At 69.1% G+C, this 19,450-nt stretch carries 17 protein-coding genes and 2 pseudogenes; 9 read left to right on the forward strand and 10 right to left on the reverse strand.

All coding sequences use genetic code 11. The features are described 5' to 3' along the window. Positions 1–65: 65 nt before the first annotated feature. On the forward strand, positions 66–1,247 hold the full coding sequence (locus tag ACFC96_RS34915; RefSeq protein ID WP_340457176.1) for a hypothetical protein: 1,182 nt from the start codon (positions 66–68) through the stop codon (positions 1,245–1,247). Positions 1,248–1,367: 120 nt separating this feature from the next. Here ACFC96_RS34915 and ACFC96_RS34920 read toward each other — a convergent pair whose 3' ends face one another. Continuing rightward, positions 1,368–1,583 (reverse strand): DUF1918 domain-containing protein, encoded by a 216-nt coding sequence (locus ACFC96_RS34920; RefSeq protein ID WP_340457174.1) that lies wholly within the window; start codon positions 1,581–1,583, stop codon positions 1,368–1,370. 201 nt (positions 1,584–1,784) lie between these two features. On the opposite strand from ACFC96_RS34920, the gene ACFC96_RS34925 reads away from it, so the two are divergent. The 4 genes and pseudogenes from ACFC96_RS34925 to ACFC96_RS34940 all read left to right on the forward strand — a co-directional run bounded on the left by ACFC96_RS34925 (position 1,785) and on the right by ACFC96_RS34940 (position 7,302). Continuing rightward, positions 1,785–3,323 (forward strand): cytochrome ubiquinol oxidase subunit I, encoded by a 1,539-nt coding sequence (locus ACFC96_RS34925; protein ID WP_340457173.1) that lies wholly within the window; start codon positions 1,785–1,787, stop codon positions 3,321–3,323. 12 nt (positions 3,324–3,335) lie between these two features. After that, a complete protein-coding gene (cydB, locus tag ACFC96_RS34930; protein ID WP_376615981.1) occupies positions 3,336–4,337 on the forward strand; it encodes a cytochrome d ubiquinol oxidase subunit II in 1,002 nt (333 codons plus the stop codon). Between the two features lie 140 nt (positions 4,338–4,477). After that, a pseudogene (locus ACFC96_RS34935) lies at positions 4,478–4,832 on the forward strand (ATP-binding cassette domain-containing protein); the annotation flags it as partial. Between the two features lie 187 nt (positions 4,833–5,019). Further along, positions 5,020–7,302 (forward strand): FdhF/YdeP family oxidoreductase, encoded by a 2,283-nt coding sequence (locus ACFC96_RS34940; protein ID WP_376261196.1) that lies wholly within the window; start codon positions 5,020–5,022, stop codon positions 7,300–7,302. Between the two features lie 261 nt (positions 7,303–7,563). On the opposite strand, the gene ACFC96_RS34945 is transcribed toward ACFC96_RS34940, so the two are convergent. Together ACFC96_RS34945 and ACFC96_RS34950 are read right to left on the reverse strand one after the other, a co-directional pair. Continuing rightward, positions 7,564–8,187 (reverse strand): DUF4232 domain-containing protein, encoded by a 624-nt coding sequence (locus ACFC96_RS34945; RefSeq protein ID WP_376615983.1) that lies wholly within the window; start codon positions 8,185–8,187, stop codon positions 7,564–7,566. A 371-nt stretch (positions 8,188–8,558) separates the two neighbouring features. After that, positions 8,559–9,653, reverse strand: coding sequence for a MerR family transcriptional regulator (locus ACFC96_RS34950; protein WP_376615985.1), 1,095 nt, complete (start codon positions 9,651–9,653; stop codon positions 8,559–8,561). Positions 9,654–9,900: 247 nt separating this feature from the next. Between ACFC96_RS34950 and cpt the strand changes: the two genes are divergently transcribed. Both cpt and ACFC96_RS34960 read left to right on the forward strand, forming a co-directional pair. After that, positions 9,901–10,518: a chloramphenicol phosphotransferase CPT gene (gene cpt / locus ACFC96_RS34955; protein ID WP_376261016.1), complete on the forward strand. Its 618-nt coding sequence runs from the start codon at positions 9,901–9,903 to the stop codon at positions 10,516–10,518. Between the two features lie 9 nt (positions 10,519–10,527). Continuing rightward, positions 10,528–11,307 carry an SDR family NAD(P)-dependent oxidoreductase gene (locus ACFC96_RS34960; protein WP_376615987.1) on the forward strand — a complete coding sequence of 260 codons (780 nt, stop codon included), beginning with the start codon at positions 10,528–10,530 and terminating at the stop codon, positions 11,305–11,307. Between the two features lie 47 nt (positions 11,308–11,354). On the opposite strand, the gene ACFC96_RS34965 is transcribed toward ACFC96_RS34960, so the two are convergent. Continuing rightward, positions 11,355–11,948: a DinB family protein gene (locus ACFC96_RS34965; RefSeq protein WP_376261012.1), complete on the reverse strand. Its 594-nt coding sequence runs from the start codon at positions 11,946–11,948 to the stop codon at positions 11,355–11,357. A gap of 159 nt (positions 11,949–12,107) precedes the next feature. Between ACFC96_RS34965 and ACFC96_RS34970 the strand changes: the two genes are divergently transcribed. Then, positions 12,108–13,601 (forward strand): hypothetical protein, encoded by a 1,494-nt coding sequence (locus tag ACFC96_RS34970; protein WP_376615989.1) that lies wholly within the window; start codon positions 12,108–12,110, stop codon positions 13,599–13,601. 73 nt (positions 13,602–13,674) lie between these two features. On the opposite strand, the gene ACFC96_RS34975 is transcribed toward ACFC96_RS34970, so the two are convergent. The 4 genes and pseudogenes from ACFC96_RS34975 to ACFC96_RS34990 form a co-directional block, all read right to left on the reverse strand. Then, positions 13,675–14,463 carry an SDR family NAD(P)-dependent oxidoreductase gene (locus ACFC96_RS34975; RefSeq protein ID WP_376615991.1) on the reverse strand — a complete coding sequence of 263 codons (789 nt, stop codon included), beginning with the start codon at positions 14,461–14,463 and terminating at the stop codon, positions 13,675–13,677. Positions 14,464–14,494: 31 nt separating this feature from the next. Next, positions 14,495–14,692: pseudogene (locus tag ACFC96_RS34980) on the reverse strand (hypothetical protein); the annotation flags it as partial. A gap of 21 nt (positions 14,693–14,713) precedes the next feature. Further along, positions 14,714–15,478, reverse strand: a complete 765-nt coding sequence (locus ACFC96_RS34985; RefSeq protein WP_376615993.1) for a type 1 glutamine amidotransferase — start codon at positions 15,476–15,478, stop codon at positions 14,714–14,716. Between the two features lie 56 nt (positions 15,479–15,534). Then, positions 15,535–16,584 carry an Lrp/AsnC family transcriptional regulator gene (locus tag ACFC96_RS34990; RefSeq protein WP_376615995.1) on the reverse strand — a complete coding sequence of 350 codons (1,050 nt, stop codon included), beginning with the start codon at positions 16,582–16,584 and terminating at the stop codon, positions 15,535–15,537. A 121-nt stretch (positions 16,585–16,705) separates the two neighbouring features. Here ACFC96_RS34990 and ACFC96_RS34995 point away from each other — a divergent pair, with 121 nt between their 5' ends. After that, positions 16,706–17,995 carry an amidohydrolase gene (locus ACFC96_RS34995; protein WP_376615997.1) on the forward strand — a complete coding sequence of 430 codons (1,290 nt, stop codon included), beginning with the start codon at positions 16,706–16,708 and terminating at the stop codon, positions 17,993–17,995. A gap of 64 nt (positions 17,996–18,059) precedes the next feature. On the opposite strand, the gene ACFC96_RS35000 is transcribed toward ACFC96_RS34995, so the two are convergent. After that, entirely contained in the window at positions 18,060–18,797 is a 738-nt protein-coding gene (locus ACFC96_RS35000; protein WP_376615999.1) for a class I SAM-dependent methyltransferase, read from the reverse strand. 172 nt (positions 18,798–18,969) lie between these two features. Then, positions 18,970–19,395, reverse strand: coding sequence for a hypothetical protein (locus ACFC96_RS35005; protein WP_340456774.1), 426 nt, complete (start codon positions 19,393–19,395; stop codon positions 18,970–18,972). Positions 19,396–19,450: the final 55 nt, after the last annotated feature.

Here is a 19,450-nt window from a genome sequence, read left to right on the forward strand (position 1 = left end):
CGCGTTACCCGTCGATCGGCCGTATCCGCCCTGCGTGTCCCGGTGATCAATGCGACGCTGACATCGTGCATACCTCCGATCTGACTCCTGAAATCCGTGCCGCCCTGAGCAAGCAGCGGCCGTATCCCGCGATCACGTTGGTCACGCCGACCGATCCGGAATCCCCCTTCAGCGACAAGGACCGCATCCTCATCCGCGACCTGGTGACCGAGGCCAAGAGGCGCCTGGCGGACGACCCTGACGTGGAGCGGGAGACGAGGCTGGAGCTGCGGGATCAATTGCTGGATCCCACGGAGATCGAGCGCGCGACCGATCCTTTCCGCCCGGACGACGCCATGGTCGTCTATGTGGCCGTGAACGAGCCGGTTCAGGTGTGGCGGATGACATCGCTCGCACCGGTGGAACCCCGCGTGGAATTCGCCACGTCATTCCTGACGCGGTACCTGGTGGCTGCCGAGCAGCGTTCCCGCCCCTATCTGGTTCTCGTCCTCGACCAGGAGATGTGCCGTCTGTACCACGGGTCGGTACGACGGCTGCAGGAAGTGGAGAGGAACGGGTGGCCGGACAAGCCCCAGATCCCTTCGCCCGAGGATGCGATTCCCGGCTCCATCCCCCACTCCACGCCGTACGAGGGGCATGAGGAGCGGGTCGAGCAGTATCTGCGGACCGTGGACAAACGGCTGGGGCAGTCTTTTGAGGAGCACGACGGACTGCCGCTGTTCGTCATCGGCGGCGACAAGATCCTCTCGACGTTCAAGAACATCACCCGCTACGGGAATCTGATCGCCGGGACATTGCCGCTCACCGGCATGGACAAGGAATCGGCCCAGGATCTGGAGAAGCGGATTCAACCGGTCCTCGCCGACTTCTATGCCCAGCAGGTCTCCGAAGCCGTCTCCGAGCTGAGCGAAGCGCGTGGACAGGGCAAGTACGTCGGCGGCGCGCCGGAGGTGTGGACCTCGGTCGCCGACAAGCGCGTGCGCCGCCTGGTGGTGGAAGAGGGGCTGATGCTGGCGGGCCGCATCACCGAGGCCGACCGCGTCCTGGAGCTCGTGGACGTACCGAAGCCGGTGACATTGCCGGACCCGAAGAAGGACATGGAGCCGTCGGCGCACGCGCTCGGCGTGGCCACCGACATCGTCGAGCGGCTCGTGGACAACGCGATCGCGGCCGACGCCCGGGTCCTGTTCGTGCCCGACGGGACGCTCCAGGAGGCCGGCGGCGTGGCGGCGCTCCTGCGGTACTGACCTCCACCGTCCGGTTCGATCCCCGCCGGCGGAAGCACGACGGACGGCAGACCTCATGGAGAGGTCTGCCGTCCGTCGTGTCTGTCTTCGCGCAATCTGTCGTTTCTGTCTTCGCGCAATCTAGAGGTACGGCGAACCGGATACATCGATCACGTGCGTATCGCGCTTGCCACGTGTTTCCGCCTTCGGGCCCGGCGCGATGACCGCGGTTCGGCCGTCCGCGAAGGTCACTTGGTAGAGATCACGATTCGGACCGGAGATGACCTCCTCGACCCTCACGGTCCGGTCACCCTTGACGTCGTGCAGGGTCAGATAATCGCCCTTCTTTGCTTCCATGTGATCAGCCTCTAATGCTGACAGTTTGCGACGCCTCTGATGTGGGGCACCGATTCCACTCAATCCCGGTGGTTGCCGATGCGCAAGCGGAGCGGAAATTGCCCGGCTTCACCTGGCCCCAGCTCCGCCGGGCTCGATGTCGATTTGTGCTAAAGATAGCCTTTGCCCGAATGCGAGGAAATCCGGTCGAGAGAAGGTGCAGTGGTACTAGCAGTCGCTCAAGAGACCATGGCGCGATGGCAGTTCGGCATCACCATCGTCTACCACTTCCTCTTCGTGCCACTGACGATCAGTCTGGCCTCCGTCGTGGCGGGCCTCGAGACGGCCTGGGTGCGCACGGGCAAGGCGAAGTATTTCCACGCCACGAAGTTCTGGGGAAGGCTCTTTCTCATCAACATCGCGATGGGCGTCGTCACCGGCATCGTCCAGGAGTTCCAGTTCGGCATGAACTGGTCGGACTACTCTCGCTTCGTCGGCGACGTTTTCGGCGCACCTCTGGCGATGGAGGCGCTGATCGCCTTCTTCTTCGAGTCCACGTTCATCGGCCTGTGGATCTTCGGCTGGGACAGACTTCCGAAGAAGCTGCACTGCGCGTGCATCTGGCTGGTCGCCATCGGCACCCTGCTCTCCGCGTACTTCATCCTGGCGGCCAACTCCTTTATGCAGCACCCCGTCGGCTACCGGATCGACAAGGATTCCGGGCGGGCCCAACTCACCGACATCGGCAGGGTGTTGTTCCAGAACACCACACAGGTGCAGATGTTCCACACCGTCACCGCGGCGTTCCTCACCGGCTCGGCGCTGGTGATCGGCATCTCCTCGTACCACCTGCTGCGCGCCAAGCGCGGCAAGGAGACCAACCGCAGGAACATCGCGCCGATGCGGACCTCCCTGCGGGTCGGCCTGATCATCGCGGTCGTCGCGGGGCTCGGCACCGCACTCAGCGGGGACCGGCTGGGCAAGGTCATGTTCGAGCAGCAGCCGATGAAGATGGCTGCCGCCGAGGCGCTGTGGGACACCCAGGGCCCCGCCCCCTTCTCGATCTTCGCGATCGGCGACGTCTCCGAGGGCCACAACACCGTCGCGCTGGAGATCCCGGGCCTGCTGTCCTTCCTCGCCAAGGACAACTTCCACTCACCCGTCCCGGGCATCAATGACAGGGCACGCCAGGAGGCGGCGGAATTCGGCGGTGAGCCGGCGGACTACATCCCGAACATCTTCATGACCTACTGGGGCTTCCGCCTCATGATCTTCTTCGGGATGACCAGCTTCGTGGTCGGCCTGATCGGACTGTGGACCACCCGCCGGAAGTTCTGGCTGACGCGGGCGCGCAAGACCGACGACGACGAGCCGCCGATGCTGATGCTCACGAACAAGGTCGAGATGAACGCCTTCTTCACCAAGTGGAGCTGGCGGGTCGGCATCCTCACCATGGCCTTCCCGCTGGTCGCCAACAGCTTCGGCTGGATCTTCACCGAGATGGGCCGCCAGCCATGGGTGGTCTACCGGCTGATGCGCACCGCCGAGGCCGACTCCCCCAACGTGGCCACCGGCACGGTGATCGGCTCGATGACCGCGTTCACCGTGCTCTATGCCGTACTCGCGGTGATCTGGGCGAAGCTCATGGCCAAGTACGCCATGGCCGGGCCGGACTCCGGTGAGCAACCGCCCACCAAGGACCCCACCTTGGGCGGACCGTCCGCGCAGGACGCCGACCAGCCCCTCGTCCACGCGTACTGAGGACGGATCGTCATGCACCTCCACGACCTCTGGTTCATCCTGATCGCCGTCCTGTGGATCGGCTACTTCTTCCTCGAGGGATTCGACTTCGGCGTCGGCGTCCTCACCAAGCTGCTGGCCCGCGACAGCACCGAGCGCCGGGTCCTGATCAACACCATCGGCCCGGTGTGGGACGGCAACGAGGTCTGGCTGATCACGGCCGCCGGTGCGACCTTCGCGGCCTTCCCCGACTGGTACGCCACGATGTTCAGCGGCTTCTACATTCCGTTGCTGATCACGTTGTTCTGCCTGATCGTCCGGGGCGTGGCCTTCGAATACCGGGCCAAGCAGTCCGGTGCGCGCTGGCAGCGCAACTGGGAGGAGGCCACCTTCTGGACTTCCCTGCTGCCCCCGTTCCTCTGGGGCGTGATCTTCGCGAACATGGTCCACGGGCTCGCGATCGACGCGGACAAGTCGTACGTGGGCGGCCTCGGGGATCTGTTCAACGGTTACGCGATCCTCGGCGGCTTCATGACGCTGGCGCTGTTCGTCTGCCACGGCGCGGTCTTCGCGGCGTTGAAGACGGTCGGCGAGATCCGTGACCGGGCCAGGACCCGGGCGACCCGAATCGGGATCGTGGCCGTCCTGTTGCTGGTCGGCTTCCTCATCTGGACGCAGGCGGACTCGGGCAACGGCCGGAGTCTGGGCGTGATGATCGTGGCGTGCGTGGCCCTGGTCGGGGCGCTCGTCATGACCCGGCTCGGCCGTGACGGCTGGGCGTTCGCGCTGTCGGGGCTGACCGTCGTGGCGGCGTTCGCGACCCTGTTCCTGGCCCTGTATCCGGACGTCATGCCATCGACGCTCGACCCCAAGTGGTCACTGACGGTCTCGGGCGCCGCTTCGTCGTCGTACACGCTGAAGGTGATGACGATCGTCGCGGCGGTGTTCACGCCGATCGTGCTGATCTACCAGAGCTGGACGTACTGGGTCTTCCGCCGGAGGATCGGCGTCCAGCACATTCCGGCGGGCCACTGACCATACGGCCTGTCGATCCCAGACTGCCGACGTACGCCCGCACCGCCCGCGCCTTCCTCGCCGGATCCATGATCCTCGGCGGGGTGGGAGCGGCCTGCTCGTGGCCCCGACAAGCCTCGTACGACGGCCGCACTCGCCAGGACTCACTGGACTGGGCCGACAGTCAGCCCGCCGGGCTCGACACCAGGGTGGGCCGAGCACGGGGCCCGCCTTTCCGGGGGACAGCGGCAGCGGTCGGCACCGGCACCTGCCCTGCTCGCGGGCGTCCCCTTATTGATCACGGACGAGCCGCCGAACAACTCGACCTGCCCACCGCCGTCGCCCTGACCACCGATCTGCTCGCCGTCGCCGAGGGCCGTGCGACCCTGCGGATCACCCCACCGCCTCGCTTGGCTCCAGGGTGTCGCCGCCGACGAGATCCTGGTCCTCGACCAGGGCCGGGTCGCCGAGCGCGGCAGCTGGGCCGAGCTGGTCGACCGGCCGGGCGGACGGCTCCGTGACGTGTGGCCGTGAGCGGCAGACGCACGCCCTGGTTGCCGCGGGCGACGATGCCCCGGGCGGGTGGCGACCATTGATCGACCGGCATAGCCTGACTAAACGTATCGGTTTGTCGACTTATGCCCGTCATCGCATGGTCGAAGGGTTGAGTGTCTTGAGTATCGACAGTGAGGCGCCGGAAGAAATGGAACCCAGGGTGGGACCGATCCCCAAGGAGGATCCGGAGTATCACCCCTACCACCACCCGGCCGCCGGCTGGGGTGCCGCGAAGAGCGTGACCCAGTTCCTCGTGCGCGAACGTGAGCTGGTGGACGGCCCACGCGCGATCATGAAGATGAACCACGAGAACACGGGCTTCGACTGTCCCGGTTGCGCGTGGCCGGACGACACCAAGGGTCTGAAGCTCGACATCTGCGAGAACGGCATCAAGCACGTCACGTGGGAGATGACGCGCAAGCGCGTCGAACCCGAGTTCTTCGCCGCCCACACGGTCAGCGAGCTGTTCGAGTGGAGCGAATTCGAGCTGGAGGACCAGGGACGGCTGACCGAGCCGATGGTCTACGACCCCGACACGGACCACTACGTCCCGATCAGCTGGAAGGACGCGTTCGAGCTCGTCGGCAGCACACTGCGCGGCCTCGAGAACCCGAACCAGGCCTCCTTCTACACCTCCGGCAGGCTCGGCAACGAGGCCACCTTCCTCTACCAGTTGATGGCCCGTGAGCTGGGCACGAACAACCTGCCCGACTGCTCGAACATGTGCCACGAGGCCAGCGGCCGCGCCATGGAGGCGTCGCTGGGAACCGGCAAGGGAACCGTCGACCTCAAGGACTGGGAGAGCGCCGACGCGCTCTTCATCATGGGGGTCAACGCCGCCTCCAACGCGCCCAGGATGCTCACCGCGCTCGCCGAGGCGTACCACCGCGGCGCGCAGATCGTGCACATCAACCCGCTCGTCGAAGCGGCCGCCACACGCACCATCGTCCCGCACGACTTCATGGACATGGCGCTGTTCAAGACGACGAAGACCAGCACACTGAACCTCCAGGTGCGGATCGGCGGCGACATGGCGCTCCTGCGCGGCATGGCCAAGGCCGTGCTGGAGGAGGCCAGGCTGGATCCCAAGGCGCTGGACCAGGAGTTCATCGACCGCCACACCACCGGCTTCGACGCCTACCGGGAGGTGTGCGAGAACACGTCCTGGGAGGAGCTGGAGAGGCAGTCCGGGGTCACCCGCGACGACATCCTCAAGGCGGCGCGCGTGTACTGCGACGCCGACCGCAGCATCATCAGCTGGTGCCTGGGCCTGACCCAGCACGAGCACGGCGTCGACACCGTCCGCGAGATCATCAACCTCCTTCTGCTGCGCGGCAATCTGGGACGCGAGGGAGCGGGCCCCTCCCCTGTCCGCGGTCACAGCAACGTCCAGGGGAACCGCACCTGCGGCATCGACCACCGTCCCGACGACGCGTTCCTCGACCGCCTCGCCGAGTACTGCAAGATCGACCCGCCGCGTGAGCACGGCCTGGACACCGTCGGCACCATCCAGGCCATGCGCCGGGGTGACGTGAAGGTGTTCGTCGGCATGGGCGGCAACTTCGCGCTCGCCGCGCCGGATTCGCCGATCACGTACGAGGCCCTGCGCAACTGCGACCTCACGGTCCAGGTGAGCACCAAGCTCAACCGCAGCCACCTCGTGCACGGCCGCCAGGCGCTGATCCTGCCGTGCCTCGGCCGCACCGAGAAGGACCATCAGCGCAAGGGCCTCCAGAGCACGTCCGTCGAGGACTCGATGAGCATGGTGCACATGTCCGTCGGCATGAAGCGCCCCGCGTCGCGGCACCTGCTGTCCGAGCCCGCGATCGTCGCGGGCATGGCCCGCGCGGCCCTGCCCGCCAGCCCCACGCCGTGGGAGTGGTACATCGAGGACTACGACCGGATCCGCGACACCATGTCCCAGGCCCTCGACGGGTTCGAGGACTTCAACCGCCGTGTGCGCCTGCCCCTGGGCTTCCGCCTCAAGCAGCCGGCCCGTGAACTGGTCTTCCTCACCCCGTCAGGTGGCGCGGAGTTCTCCGACGCCGCCCTGCCCGACGTCGTTCCGGCACCCGGCACCCTGGCACTGGGCACCATGCGCTCCCACGACCAGTGGAACACCACCATCTACTCGGACAACGACCGCTACCGCGGTATCAAGAACCTGCGCGAGCTCGTCTTCATGAACAAGGACGACATGCGCGAGCGCGGCATCTCCGAGTTCGACCCCGTCGACATCACCAGCACCGCCAGGGACGGCAGCCACCGCCACCTCAACGGCTATCTCGCCATCCCGTACGACATCCCGCGCGGCTGCGCGGCCGGTTACATGCCCGAGATGAACGTGCTGTGCGCACTCGTCGACTACAGCACGCAGAGCGACCAGCCGATCATGAAGCACGTCAAGGTGACCATCGAAGCGGCCGCCTGAGCAAAGACGCCCGAAGGCGGGGCCCCGGGGGGGGCGTGCGGCCGGGCGGGGCCCCGCCACGTCCGCCGGCAGCGGAACGGGGCCACGATGCGCCACGGGGTGGTGACCGCGTTCCAGCCGGCCGAGGGCGCCGTCGTGGACCTCGTACGTCCGGGGTCTGCCTACGGCCGGGTGAGCCGGTGCGGGCCGGGCTGTGCGGAGTCGACCGGCGCACCGGCTGGGAGCATGCCCGTTACGCGACGGACTCCTCGCGCCCGCCGCTCACTTGCCGGTGCCGACGGGGTCGACCGTGATGGCGGGGCCGGAGCCGTCGGAGACGGGAACGTTGATGCTGACGGGCAGGGTGTGGGAGTGCGTCTCGTCGGGCGGGGTGACGACCAGGCTCGTGAAGGTGACGCCGGAGCCGCCGGAGTCGTTCGACGGGTAGTGCAGGGTGAAGCGGGTCTCCTCGCCCGCCTCGACGCTGACGGCCGGCGGGGCGAGCTTGCTGCGTTCGGCGCTGACGGTGCCGTCCTTGCCCTTCAGGTCGGCACCGGGGAAGCCCTTGAGGGTGCACGTGGCGGAACCCGTGTTCTTGAGGTTCACGATGAGCGTGCCCTCGGCCATCCCGCCGGAGCTGCTGAAGGCGAGCTGGGAGGTCTTGCAGGCACCCGTACCCGTTTCTGAAGCCGCGCCGGAGGAGCCCGCGGCGGTCGCGCCGGCTCCCGCCGTTCCGGTGCCCTTGCCGGCGGATGCGCTGCTGCCGCCGGAGTTCTGGGAACCGGAGCTCTGGGCGGAGGAGGAGTCGTCCGACCCGGCCGAGGAGTCGTCGCCGCTCTGGCATGCGGTGAGCGACAGGCCCGCGGCGACGGCCACGGCGAGGAGGGAGAACTTCTGGACGCGCATGGGGGGATCCCTTTCAGGGTGTGTCCGCTCACTCGTCCCGAGCGAGCCGTACCGATCACCTGCCGATCGGTTGAAGACCGGTGGCCGATCGCTGGTTGATCACTTGCTGATCACAGAGACCCTGGCGGCACGGGAACCGTTCCGCGCAACCACCCTTTCATACATGCCTGTTACAGACGCATGCGGACGGACGGGCCCGGTCTCCTCCTGACCGGGCGGGGCCGCGGCGCGGACGATCAGCCTCGCGAGCCGGTCCACCATGCAGTCGCGGCTCTGCCCGGGGTACTCCGAAGGCTCCGTGGCGTCAGCCGCGCTCTACCGCGGAAGCTCTGCCATGAACCGAGGAAGCTCCTCCGTGATGCCGGGTCGACTCACTGCTGGAGTTCCGCGACATCCGCGACCACGCAGCCGACGTTGTCGGGACCCCCGATGCCGTTGGCGAGAGCCACCAGGGCGCGGACCGCCTCGTCGGGCTCCCGTGTCCCGGCGAGCACGCGCAGGATGTCCGCGCCCGGTACGACGGTCGACAGTCCGTCGGAGCAGAGCAGATAACGGTCTCCGTGCTGCGCGTCGTGCAGGCGCATGTCCGGGGTCTCGTCGGCTCCTTGCCCAAGGGCTCGCGTCAGCAGCGACCGCTGAGGGTGGGAAAGGGCCTCCTCTGGGCTGATGCGTCCTTCGTCGACCATCGACTGGACGAGCGTGTGATCGTGCGTGATCTGGAACAGCTCTCCGGCGCGCAGGAGGTAGACGCGGGAGTCACCGATGTGCACGAGGGCCAGCTGCGTGCCGGTCCAGAGCATCGCGGTCAGTGTCGTGCCGGCCTGTGCGCGTGAGCCCTCGCCGGACGAGGAGCCGGTCGGCGGAACACCGCGCACGGCCCGCCCGGCTTCTTCGACGGCGTCTTCGAGGACGTTGAGGAGGTCGCCCGCGGGGACGCTGTCGGTTTCGAGGCGCTTGAGCACGTCGACAGCCGCGGCGCTCGCGGTGGCTCCACCGCTGCCGTAGCCATCGGCGACGGCGAGCACGCGGGGCCCGGCGTACGCCGTGTCCTGGTTGCTCTCACGGACGAGGCCCGTGTCGGACAGTGCGGCGTAACGGATTCCCAGGGGCTTGGCGGTCGGGGACATGGTGGGGTCCTTCCAGGACAGATGGTCGATGAGGAAGGTGGCCAGGTTCCGCCGTGCGGCGGTGTCGGCTTCGACCTGGGCCCAGAACGCGCGGATCTCCTGTGCCGCCCCGGCCGCCTCCAGCGTGCAGACGTGCTGGATGCGGGCCAGGGGCATTCCCAGGCGCCGGAGCCAGGCGACGAGTCGGGCCTGGTCGAGCTGGTCCGGTGCGTAGAGGCGGTAGCCGGTCACCGGGTCGACACGAGCGGGGTTCAGCAGGCCGAGCTCGTCGTACAGGCGAAGCGCCTTCGGCGACAGCCGGGACGCCTTCGCGAACGCGCCGATGGTCAGCAGCCCCATGCTCGCTCCCCTCCTCATGCCGAGCGCGTCGCCCGGCCCCACCGATGCTGCGGCTTCCCCCGAGGTGAAGGTCAACCGTCGCGCGCGCTCGGTCGGCAGGCACGACCCGTCACCTGGTCGTCAGCCTTCCACCGATGAGCTGGGGTGGGCACCCCGAAGGGCTGCTGACACTCGAAGCGAACTGCTCGGTGACGGGCCGGTCGAAATTCGCTTCGGGCGTGGTGACGGGTGCATCTACCCTGGCCCGGTGACGACTCAGGTGATCGTGTTGAACGGTGGGTCCAGCTCGGGCAAGTCCGGGATCGCCCGGTGTCTGCAGGCGGTGCTGCCGGACCCGTGGCTCGCCTTCGGGATCGACTCGCTGATCGAGGCGATGCCCGCGTCCATGCGGGAATCGGGCGACGGACTCGACATCGCCGAAGACGGCGGAGTCAATGTCGGATCGGTCTTCGTGGAGCTGGAGGCGGCGTGGATGCAGGGCATCGCCGCGACCGCCGGTGCGGGCGCCCGGATCGTCATCGACGACGTCTTCCTCGGCGGCGCCGCGTCCCAACAGCGGTGGCAGAAGGCTCTGGGCGGGTTGGACGTGCTGTGGGTGGGGGTCAGATGCGACAGCGAGGTCGCCTCACGCCGCGAGCTCGCCCGCGGGGACCGGACCCAGGGAATGGCCGCGTCGCAAGCGGACACGGTCCACCGCGGCGTCGTCTACGACCTGGAGGTGGACACCACCCGCACGGAGTCCCTGCGGTGCGCGCGGACCATCGCCGCCCGGGTCGCGTCACCTTCTGCGGGACGGCCCGAATCGTCTGAGGGACGGCCCGATGCGGGACGGCCCGAACACGGTCCCCATGAAGGCGCCGTCTAGGGTGCGATCATGACCTCGCAGAACTACCTCTCCGAACTGTTCTCGCTCGACGGCCGGACCGCCCTGGTGACCGGCGGCAGCTCCGGCATCGGCAAGGCCATCGCCGGGGCGCTCGCCCGCGCGGGGGCGAGCGTGGTGATCGTGGCCCGCAAAGAGGCGGAACTCGCCTCCACTGTCGACGAGTTGACTGCGGACGGCTGCCGGGCGGCCTGGGTGAGCGCTGACCTGAGCACCCGCGAAGGGGTGCGCGCGGCGGCGGAGCAGGCGGCCGGAGTGTTCGGCGAGCCCGACATCCTGGTCAACAGCGCCGGGGTCAACCTGCGACCGCCGATGAGTGAGCTCGGCGACGAGGTGTGGGACACGACCATGGCGGTGAACCTGGAAGCGCCCCACCTCCTCGGCAGACGGTTCGGACCGGGCATGGCCGAGCGGGGCTTCGGACGGATCATCCACATCACCTCCCAGCAGGCGCACCGGGCGTTCGTCCAGAGCGGCGCGTACGGGGTCTCCAAGGGTGCCCTGGAGGCACTGGCCCGCTCGCAGGCCGAGGCCTGGTCACCCTACGGCGTCACCTGCAACACACTCGTGCCGGGCTTCGTCATGACGCCACTCAACGCGCGTCTGTCGTCCGACCCGGAGAAGGTGGCCGCGCTGGCCGCCCGCACGATGGTCGGGCGCAACGGCCTGGCCGAGGACTTCGCCGGAGCGGCGGTCTTCCTGGCCAGCCGCGCGTCCGCCTACGTCACCGGTCAGGCGATCTTCGTCGACGGCGGGTTCTCGGTTCACTGACGGCGGCGTGCGGGCTCAATTGCCCTACGGGCCAAGCGTGAACGCAGCTACGCACCACGGTCGGCTTCCCGCGCCGCACGTTCCAGTCGGCCGCGATGGTCTTCCCACCACGCCGGGTCGTCGGACGGCATGCTGTCGTTGTCCTTGTTCATCCCCACGGCACCGTCCACGAGTTCGCGCACGATGTCGGCGTGCCCGGCGTGGCGGTGCGTATCGGCGATGACGCGGACGACGGCGTGGTTCAACGTCACCTCGTCCCTGCCGACGGGCCACCACGGCACCTTGCCGACGGTGTCGAGTGGCAGTGCGTCGATCGTCGCGTCGGCGTGCGCCCACGCCCGCCGGTACAGCTCCACGATGAACTCACGCGACTCGTCGGCGGTGACCCACATGTCCGCGTTGGGCTCGGCGCCCTCTTCCACCCAGGGCAGCGGCTCGCCGGACGGCCGTCCGAAGGTGTCGCCGAGATATCCCAACTCCACGCTCGCCACGTGCTTCACCAGACCGAGGAGGTTCGTGCCGGTCGGCGTCAACGGGCGCCGGACGTCGTACTCGGAGAGCCCGTCGAGCTTCCACAACAGCGCGTCGCGGGCGGACTGCAGATAGAAATGAAGGTCGGCTTTCGGATCCGAAGGGGTCATGGGGCCAGTCTGCCGCCCGCACGAACGTTGTTCGGGCGTTCGCCCTCCGTCGGCGAACAATATGAACGCTACTGATCACGTCATGGGATTTCGGCACCGCCGTACCTAGCATCTCCCCCGCCGCGCAACGGTGCGCGCCAAAGGACGAGGAGCAGGCCCATGGGTATGACCGGACGCATCGCATCGGGTTTCCGCCGGAGGTCCGGGAACCGGCGGCATCACCTGCGCGCGGGGACGGTCGCCGCCATCGCGGGTCTCGTCGCCTGTGCGCTCCCCGTGCCGGCTTCAGGATCGACGGTTCCTCCCGCATCGGCCGCGGCCCGGCCTGGACCCACTTCCACCGTCTGTCCCACGAATCTGACGGGAGAGGCCACCTGCTACACCGGCCAGGACTCGAACGGCGCCTACTACGCGATCGCCGTCCCGAAGACGTGGAACGGCTCGCTCGTGGTGCACGCCCACGGCGGCCCCGACCTCGGCACGGGCTCCGACCCCGACCGCAGCGTCGACGACCTGAACCGCTGGGCGGTGATGGTGGACGAGGGCTACGCCTGGGCCGGTTCGTCGTATCGGCGCGGTGGCTACGGGACGCGGATGGCCGCCGCCGACACCGAGCATCTGCGTCGCCTGTTCGTGACCGAGTTCGGCAAGCCGAGGCGGACCTTCGTGCACGGCCAGTCCTGGGGCGGTGATGTCGCCGCCAGGATCGTCGAGACCTACGGTGCGGGGAAGCACGGCCCGTACGACGGAGCCCTGCTCACCAGTGGTGTTCTGGGCGGCGGTTCACGCGGATACGACTACCGGGTCGACCTGCGCGTGGTCTATCAGTACTACTGCCGCAACCATCCGCGGCCCGACGAGCCTCAGTACCCGCTGTGGGAAGGGCTGCGCGCCGACTCGGCCATGACGGCCACGGGGTTGCGGGCGCGCCTTCAGGAATGCACCGGGTACGCCTCCGAGCCGAAGGAGCGAACCGCGGCGCAGCAGCGCAATCTCGACGACATCCTCTCGGTCACGAAGATCCCCGAGCGCACTCTCGAGTCACACCTGCGGTTCGCGACGTTCACGTTCCGCGACATCGTGCACAGCCGGCTCGGTGGCCGCAATCCGTTCAGCAATCAGGGCGTACGGTACTCCGGTTCCCACGACGACCGGGCGCTCAACGCCGGCGTCGAGCGGTTCTCGGCCGACCCGAGCGCCGCGCGCGACCTCTCCTACGACAGCGACCTCACCGGCGAGGTGACCATCCCCGTTCTCACCATGCACGCGATCGACGACCCGACCGCGTTCGTCGAGCACGAGGCCGCTTACCGGGCTGGCCTCCAAGGAGCCCACAGGGAACGGAACTTGGTGCAGACGTTCACTCGGGAGAGCGAGCACAGCGAGCTGAGCGACTCCGAGTACGCCGACTCCATCTCCGCGCTGGACGCCTGGGCGCGGACCGGGAAGAAGCCGACCGCGCCGGCGATCGCGGCCTCGTGCGCCACGTTCGACCGCACATACAGCACCGGTTGCTTCTACGACCCGGCCTTCTCCCCCCATGCGTACGCGTCACGGGTCAACCCCCGTCCGGGTGGCCTGCGTTGGCCGGCCATGACTGCCACCCAGGAGAAGTCCTGGAGCCGGATCGACGGCGTGGGCATCGCTCCCTGAGACCGTCGGCGTCGGCCTTGGCGAACCAAGGCCGACGCACCGGACTGCATCACACCGTGGCGACCGGACTGCGTCACACCGTGGTGATCAGGCCTCCGTCGATCACGAAATCGGAGCCGGTCACGTTCGCCGTCCGGTCGGAGGCCAGAAGCAGGACGAGGTCGGCGACCTCCTGCGGGCGGGTGAAGCGGCCGGTCGCGGCGCCCCGCGCGGCGTGCTCGGTGACCGCTTCCGCCTCGAGTCCCCCGGCCTGACCGACTGTTGCCGCCACACCGTCCTTGCCCAGCCACATGTCCGTGGCCACCGGACCCGGACTGACCGTGTTGACGCGGATGCCGCGCGGTCCCAGCTCCTTGGACAGTGACTTGCTGAAGCTCAGCAGGGCGGCCTTCGCCGCGGAGTAGTCGATGACGAGCGGGTCGGGCAGGCGCGCGTTGACGGACGCCACCGTGACGATCGACCCGGCGGCGTGCTGGAGCATCAGCGGCAGGACCTCGCGGGTGGCGCGCACGGAGGAGAGGAAATTGATGTCGAGGGTGGTCGTCCAGTCCTGGTCGGTGACGGACGTGAACCCCTCGGTGCGTGGCCGGACGGCCCCGACGTTGTTGACCAGGATGTCGGGCGGCCCGAAGGCTGATGCCGCCGCCTCGACGAGCGCGGCGGGCCCTTCCGGAGTCCCCAGATCCACCTCGACGGCCCGTACGGACCCGGATCGGGCGAGGTCGGCCAGTTCACCGCCCATGTGGCGCGCCCCGGCCGTCACGCGGACCCCCTCCGCCACGAGGGCCTGGGTGATGGCCAGGCCGATGCCCTTGCTCGCACCGGTCACCACCGCGGTTCTGCCCTGCAGCTTCAGTTCCATGAGATGCCTTTCTGCGCCGAGCGGCGACCGATCACCGCACGAACGGGACGGCGTTCCACGATACGGATTCCGGCGGCGCCCACGCCGCGACGCGCGGCAACGCCGTGGGGGGCCGAATGGGGGGCATGGTGGCCTCACCATCACCTTGACCCTGACCCTGACCTTTACCGCCACCGTCACCGTCACCGTCACCGTCACCGTCACCGTCACCGTCACCGTCACCGTCACCGTCACCGTCACCGACTTAACGTCATCGCTGCCCAGGCGTCGTCCCGGCCGGCACGGTCGTCGCAGGATCGGTCACGATCGCGGCCCAGTGCTCGGCGAACGCACCCCACAGCGCGCGCAACTCCGCCTCCGCCCGGGCCACGTCGGCAACGACACCGGCGGGTTCGAGCCCGAGGGCATGCAGCGGGCCGACGTCCGACGTTCCCCAGGTGCGGATGTCGTCCGCCAGGACCTCGGGGTGGAACTGCACTGCCCAGACCGACGTGCCGATCCGGTAGGCCTGGTGGGCGCAGCGTTCGCCGGTGACGAGGGGAACTGCTCCGGCGGGAAGAGTGCCGGTTTCCTCCCAGTGCCATTGGACCGCGGGCATCCGTTCACCCGTCTGCGTGAGGGGCCCGAACAGCCGGTCCTCCGCAGCCTCCTGCAGTGGCATCAGTTCGCAGAGGCCGACCTCGGGGAGCGCGGCGCGCCGAACTTCGCCGCCACACGCCACGGTCAGCAGTTCCATACCCAGGCAGATCGCCAGCGTGGGCAGATCGCGCGCCACTGCCTGCCGCAGCAGTTCACGTACGGCAGGCAGCCAGGGCGCGCGTGCGTCGTCGTGCGGACCCATCGAACCGCCCAGGACGAGCAGCGCGTGGTGGTCGTCCAGATTTCGGGGCAGTGCGTCTCCCCTCCAGGGGCGGCGCATGTCCGTCAACAGCCCTTGCTCGGCGAAGCGTTCACCGAACCGGGCCGGACCCGTGCCGTCCTCGTGCTCGACGACGAGCACCCGCGCAGCGCTCACCGTCGACGCTCCTCGATCCGTACATGCTGATGCAGGAGACACAGCACCGCCTTCCGTCAGAGTGTGGTGGACAGGTCGCCCCACGGGACGTGGCCGACCGCACGGCCGTGAGGGTCGAGGAGTCGGCCCATGCGCTTGGCAGTGATCAGCGTGACCGTGCGGTCGAGCACGCGCAGATCCGGTAGCTGCTCACGCATGTGGGCCTCGAAACCCGTGACGTCCTCCGTCGTGCGCAGCCAGGCGATGACCAGGAAGTCGGCCCTCCCGCTGACGGCGCTGCACAGCCTGACCTCGGGCATGACGCCGAGCGTGCGTGCCGCCGCGGTCAGTCGGTCGGCGGGGAGGTCGATGCGGTAGGTGGCGGTGAGCGGCCAGCCGGCGGCGGCCTGGGCGAAGTCGCAGCGGAAGTGGACCGACCGCGTCTCCATCAGCCGCTGGAGCCTGCGGCGCACCGTCGCCTCGGTGACGCCCAGGTCCCGGGCCAGCTCCTGATGGCTTCGCCGCCCGTCCCTGCCGAGCGCGGCGATGAGGGCGGCGTCGGCGGTGGCTCCGGTCGGGGAGCGGCGCGCAGGTTGCTGCGGGGACGCCAGGAGTGAGCGTTGCTGCCGGTCCAGGGCCCGCATGCGCCAGCCACTTCCCTCTTGATAGAGGCGCAGGCCGAGGTGGACGGCCGTCGCCTCCACCCCGGGTGCGGCGGGCAGTTCCCGGCGTACGAGCGCGGCGAGGGCGGCCGGCGTCGGGGCCGCCACGGTCAGGAACAGATCGAAGTCACCCGTGACCTCTTCGACGCTGAGAACCTGGGGCAGCGCACACAGGTGGCGTGTCACTTCGTCGACGGTGGTCGGGCGACAGCGTACGTCGACGTAGGCGAAGCTCGTCATACTCGCGGACGGGTAGGCCGTCAGCCAGGCCAGCCCCTGGCCGACCAGCCGGTGCCAGCGCCGGGCTGCGGAGGTGGCGTCCACGCCGAGCGCGGGCCCGATCTGTGACCAGGGCGCTCGCGGGCTGTGCTGGAGAGCCTCGATCAACGCCAGGTCCGGTTCCTGAAGCGAACCGGCCGCCGCATCCCGGTGTCCGGTCGAAGCTTCGGGGCTGCTATCGGGCATGGCTCGTGGATCTCCGTCGAATTCCTGCGTTATCACGGACAAGTGATCAACGATCCCCATCCTGGACTCACTTCGGCCCGGTGTCGACCCCCGACCCCGCCGGAGACCTGGGAGGACTGACATGGCGACCGACGGATCCCTGACCGCTGCCGCGCCGCGCGAGGCCGTTGCCCTGCGCGACGGCCTCGACGCCCGGCTGTCCGGCCTCGGCCTGCTCTACCGCGATCTGCACGCCCACCCCGAGCTGTCCATGCAGGAGAAGCGCACGGCCGGGATCGTCGCCGCGGAGCTGCGCGGGCAGGGCTGGGATGTCACCGAGGGCGTCGGCGGCACGGGCGTGGTCGGGCTGCTGCGCAACGGCGAAGGGCCGGTGGTCGCGCTGCGGGCCGACATGGACGGGCTGCCCGTACGCGAGGCGACGGGACTCGACTACGCGTCCACGGATACCGCGCTGTCGCCGGACGGCGAGCCGGTTCCGCTCATGCACGCCTGCGGGCACGACCTGCACACGGCGGCTCTGCTCGGCGCCACCGCCCAGCTCGCGGCCCACCGGGACCTCTGGCACGGCACGCTGCTGGCCATCTTCCAGCCCGGCGAGGAGACAGCCGCCGGAGCCAGGGCCATGCTGGCCGACGGTCTCCTGGAGCGCTTCCCGCGGCCGGACGTGGTGCTCGGCCAGCACGTGGGGCCCCTCCCTCTGGGTTCGGTGGCGACGCGCGCCGGTGTGCTGATGGCCGCGGCGGACAGCCTCAGGGCGCGTCTGCTCGGGAGGGGCGGGCACGGCTCGGCTCCGCACACCACGGTCGACCCCGTGGTCATGGCGGCGGCGACGGTCATGCGGTTGCAGGGGATCGTGGCCCGCGAGGTCTCACCGACGGAGTCGGCGGTCGTCACGGTGGGCTCGCTGCGGGCCGGTACCAAGGAGAACATCATCCCCGAGGAGGCCGAACTCAAGATCAACATCAGGACGTTCGACCCCGCCGTGCGGGAGCGGGTGCTCGCCGCGGTGCGCCGTACGGTCGAAGGGGAGGCGGCGACCTCCGGCGCTCCTCACCCTCCGGAGTTCAGCGAGCTCAACTCCTTTCCTCTGACGGTCAATTCGGACGGGGCGACGGAGCGCACCGTCCAGGCGATCGCAGCGGGCGGCGCCCAGGTGCACACCATGCGCTCCCCACTGTCGGGCAGCGAGGACTTCGGCCTGCTCGCCACCGCGGCCGTCTGCCCGTCCGTCTTCTGGTTCTTCGGCGGCACGGAGCCCAGCAGCTGGGAGGGCGCCGACCCGGCGGGCGAGCAGCCGTCCACCGTGCACGGCAACCACTCCCCGTTCTTCGCCCCCGTGGCGGATCCGGCGCTGCGCAACGGGATCACGCATCTGCTCGACGCCGCCGCGGAATGGCTCGGCAAGGTGTGAATCCGACGCCGATCCCGGGCCGGGGCCTGTGCACGCGCGAACGGGGGGCCGTACGACACCGCGCTCAGCCCCGGCCCTCGGGACGCCGCGCCACGAAGACGAACTCCCTGCCGGGACGGTCGGCAGCGTCACGAACCGCGTCGACCACGAAGCCACACGAGGCCAACTGAGCCTCGGTCTCCGGCCGTTCACGGAAACGCAGGGTCGATTCGGAGGTCAGCACCTCACCGTCCTCGGCGAATATGTACGTCCCCCGAAACGTCACCAACGGCCCGCTCACGTCGGTCACCTCGACCCAACTCTCGACCATGCCGACTCCTGGGATCCGCGCCTTCGCGTACGACTCCTCGCGGTTCCACTCCTCCCAGGCACGTGCGGCCGGGTCCCGCGTCTCGAACGCCAGGCGCCCGCCGGGCCGCAGTGCCTCGTACGCCCCCTGCAGGGTCCGCCGCCAGAGTGTCGGGTCGACGATGGCCTGCGCGACGTTCGCGGTCATGGTCGCCAGATCCGCCCTCAGGGGCGGGAGCGCTGTCGCGTCGCCGCAGATCCAGCGCACCCGCTCGCTGCCGGGCTTGCCACGGGCCGTGTCGACGGACGCCTGTGCGGGGTCGACCCCCACGACTTCGATCCCCCGACCGGCGAGCAGCAGCGCGAACACTCCCGTCCCGCAGCCGATGTCCAGCACCCGACGCGCTCCGAACTCCTGCGCCATACCCACGTACGCGTCGAGGTCGCTGCGGTCAGGATCGAGCGCGTCGTACACCGCGGCGAGCCGTGGATGCCGAAATACCTCATCTGCCATGCGAACGAAGGTATCCGGCGCGATCAGTGAACCTCTCGTCATTTACGGCCCGTTCCCCCGCCACCACCGCGGCGCGCCCTCACGCGACCAGCCCCGGGACGTCGGCCGCGGTCGGCCGACACACGGGCCCCGCACTCTGGGAGTGCGGGGCCGCGCAGCGCTCAGGAGCTGGTCACGCGGTGACGGAGTACCACCGCGAGCAGATGGCCTCGCCCCTCACCACGCAGACGCGCATGTGGAAGGTGTGGCCCTCCGGAAGGTTCTGGGTGTTGCAGTGGACGGCCGGGGCGGTGTCGTGGTTGGTGTTCGCGGAGAGACCGACGGCGAGTTCGGCGCGGATGTAGTAGCCGTCGCCCGTTCCGTCCTCGGCGCACACGGTGTCGCCCTTCCGGGTGCCGGTCGGGTCCTTGTACCACCTGCCGTCACCGGCGAACTCTCCGTTGATGTAGGCGTAGATCGTCGTGCCGTTCGGGTCGGGCGAATTGTGGAAGGAGACCGAAGGCGCCGCGGTCGCGGGCCCGGCTCCGAATCCGAGAGCCGCGGCGGCGGTCATGAGGCCGCCGGCGGCGGCCGAGGCGACTCGCTTGGTGATCTGCATGGGATGTTCCCCCTGTAGTGGTGGCCCGCCTGGCCGCACCGTCGCGGGCAGCCCA

This window comes from Streptomyces sp. NPDC055955, assembly GCF_042270245.1.
Classification (GTDB): domain Bacteria; phylum Actinomycetota; class Actinomycetes; order Streptomycetales; family Streptomycetaceae; genus Streptomyces.

Coding starts and splice junctions, on each gene's coding strand:
- ACFC96_RS34920 (WP_340457174.1), bottom strand. CDS start 1,583: ATGGAAGCAAAGAAGGGCGATTATCTGACCCTGCACGACGTCAAGGGT.
- cydB (WP_376615981.1), top strand. CDS start 3,336: ATGCACCTCCACGACCTCTGGTTCATCCTGATCGCCGTCCTGTGGATC.
- ACFC96_RS34940 (WP_376261196.1), top strand. CDS start 5,020: ATGGAACCCAGGGTGGGACCGATCCCCAAGGAGGATCCGGAGTATCAC.
- ACFC96_RS34945 (WP_376615983.1), bottom strand. CDS start 8,187: ATGCGCGTCCAGAAGTTCTCCCTCCTCGCCGTGGCCGTCGCCGCGGGC.
- ACFC96_RS34950 (WP_376615985.1), bottom strand. CDS start 9,653: ATGGGGCTGCTGACCATCGGCGCGTTCGCGAAGGCGTCCCGGCTGTCG.
- ACFC96_RS34960 (WP_376615987.1), top strand. CDS start 10,528: ATGACCTCGCAGAACTACCTCTCCGAACTGTTCTCGCTCGACGGCCGG.
- ACFC96_RS34965 (WP_376261012.1), bottom strand. CDS start 11,948: ATGACCCCTTCGGATCCGAAAGCCGACCTTCATTTCTATCTGCAGTCC.
- ACFC96_RS34970 (WP_376615989.1), top strand. CDS start 12,108: ATGGGTATGACCGGACGCATCGCATCGGGTTTCCGCCGGAGGTCCGGG.
- ACFC96_RS34975 (WP_376615991.1), bottom strand. CDS start 14,463: ATGGAACTGAAGCTGCAGGGCAGAACCGCGGTGGTGACCGGTGCGAGC.
- ACFC96_RS34990 (WP_376615995.1), bottom strand. CDS start 16,584: ATGCCCGATAGCAGCCCCGAAGCTTCGACCGGACACCGGGATGCGGCG.
- ACFC96_RS34995 (WP_376615997.1), top strand. CDS start 16,706: ATGGCGACCGACGGATCCCTGACCGCTGCCGCGCCGCGCGAGGCCGTT.
- ACFC96_RS35000 (WP_376615999.1), bottom strand. CDS start 18,797: ATGGCAGATGAGGTATTTCGGCATCCACGGCTCGCCGCGGTGTACGAC.
- ACFC96_RS35005 (WP_340456774.1), bottom strand. CDS start 19,395: ATGCAGATCACCAAGCGAGTCGCCTCGGCCGCCGCCGGCGGCCTCATG.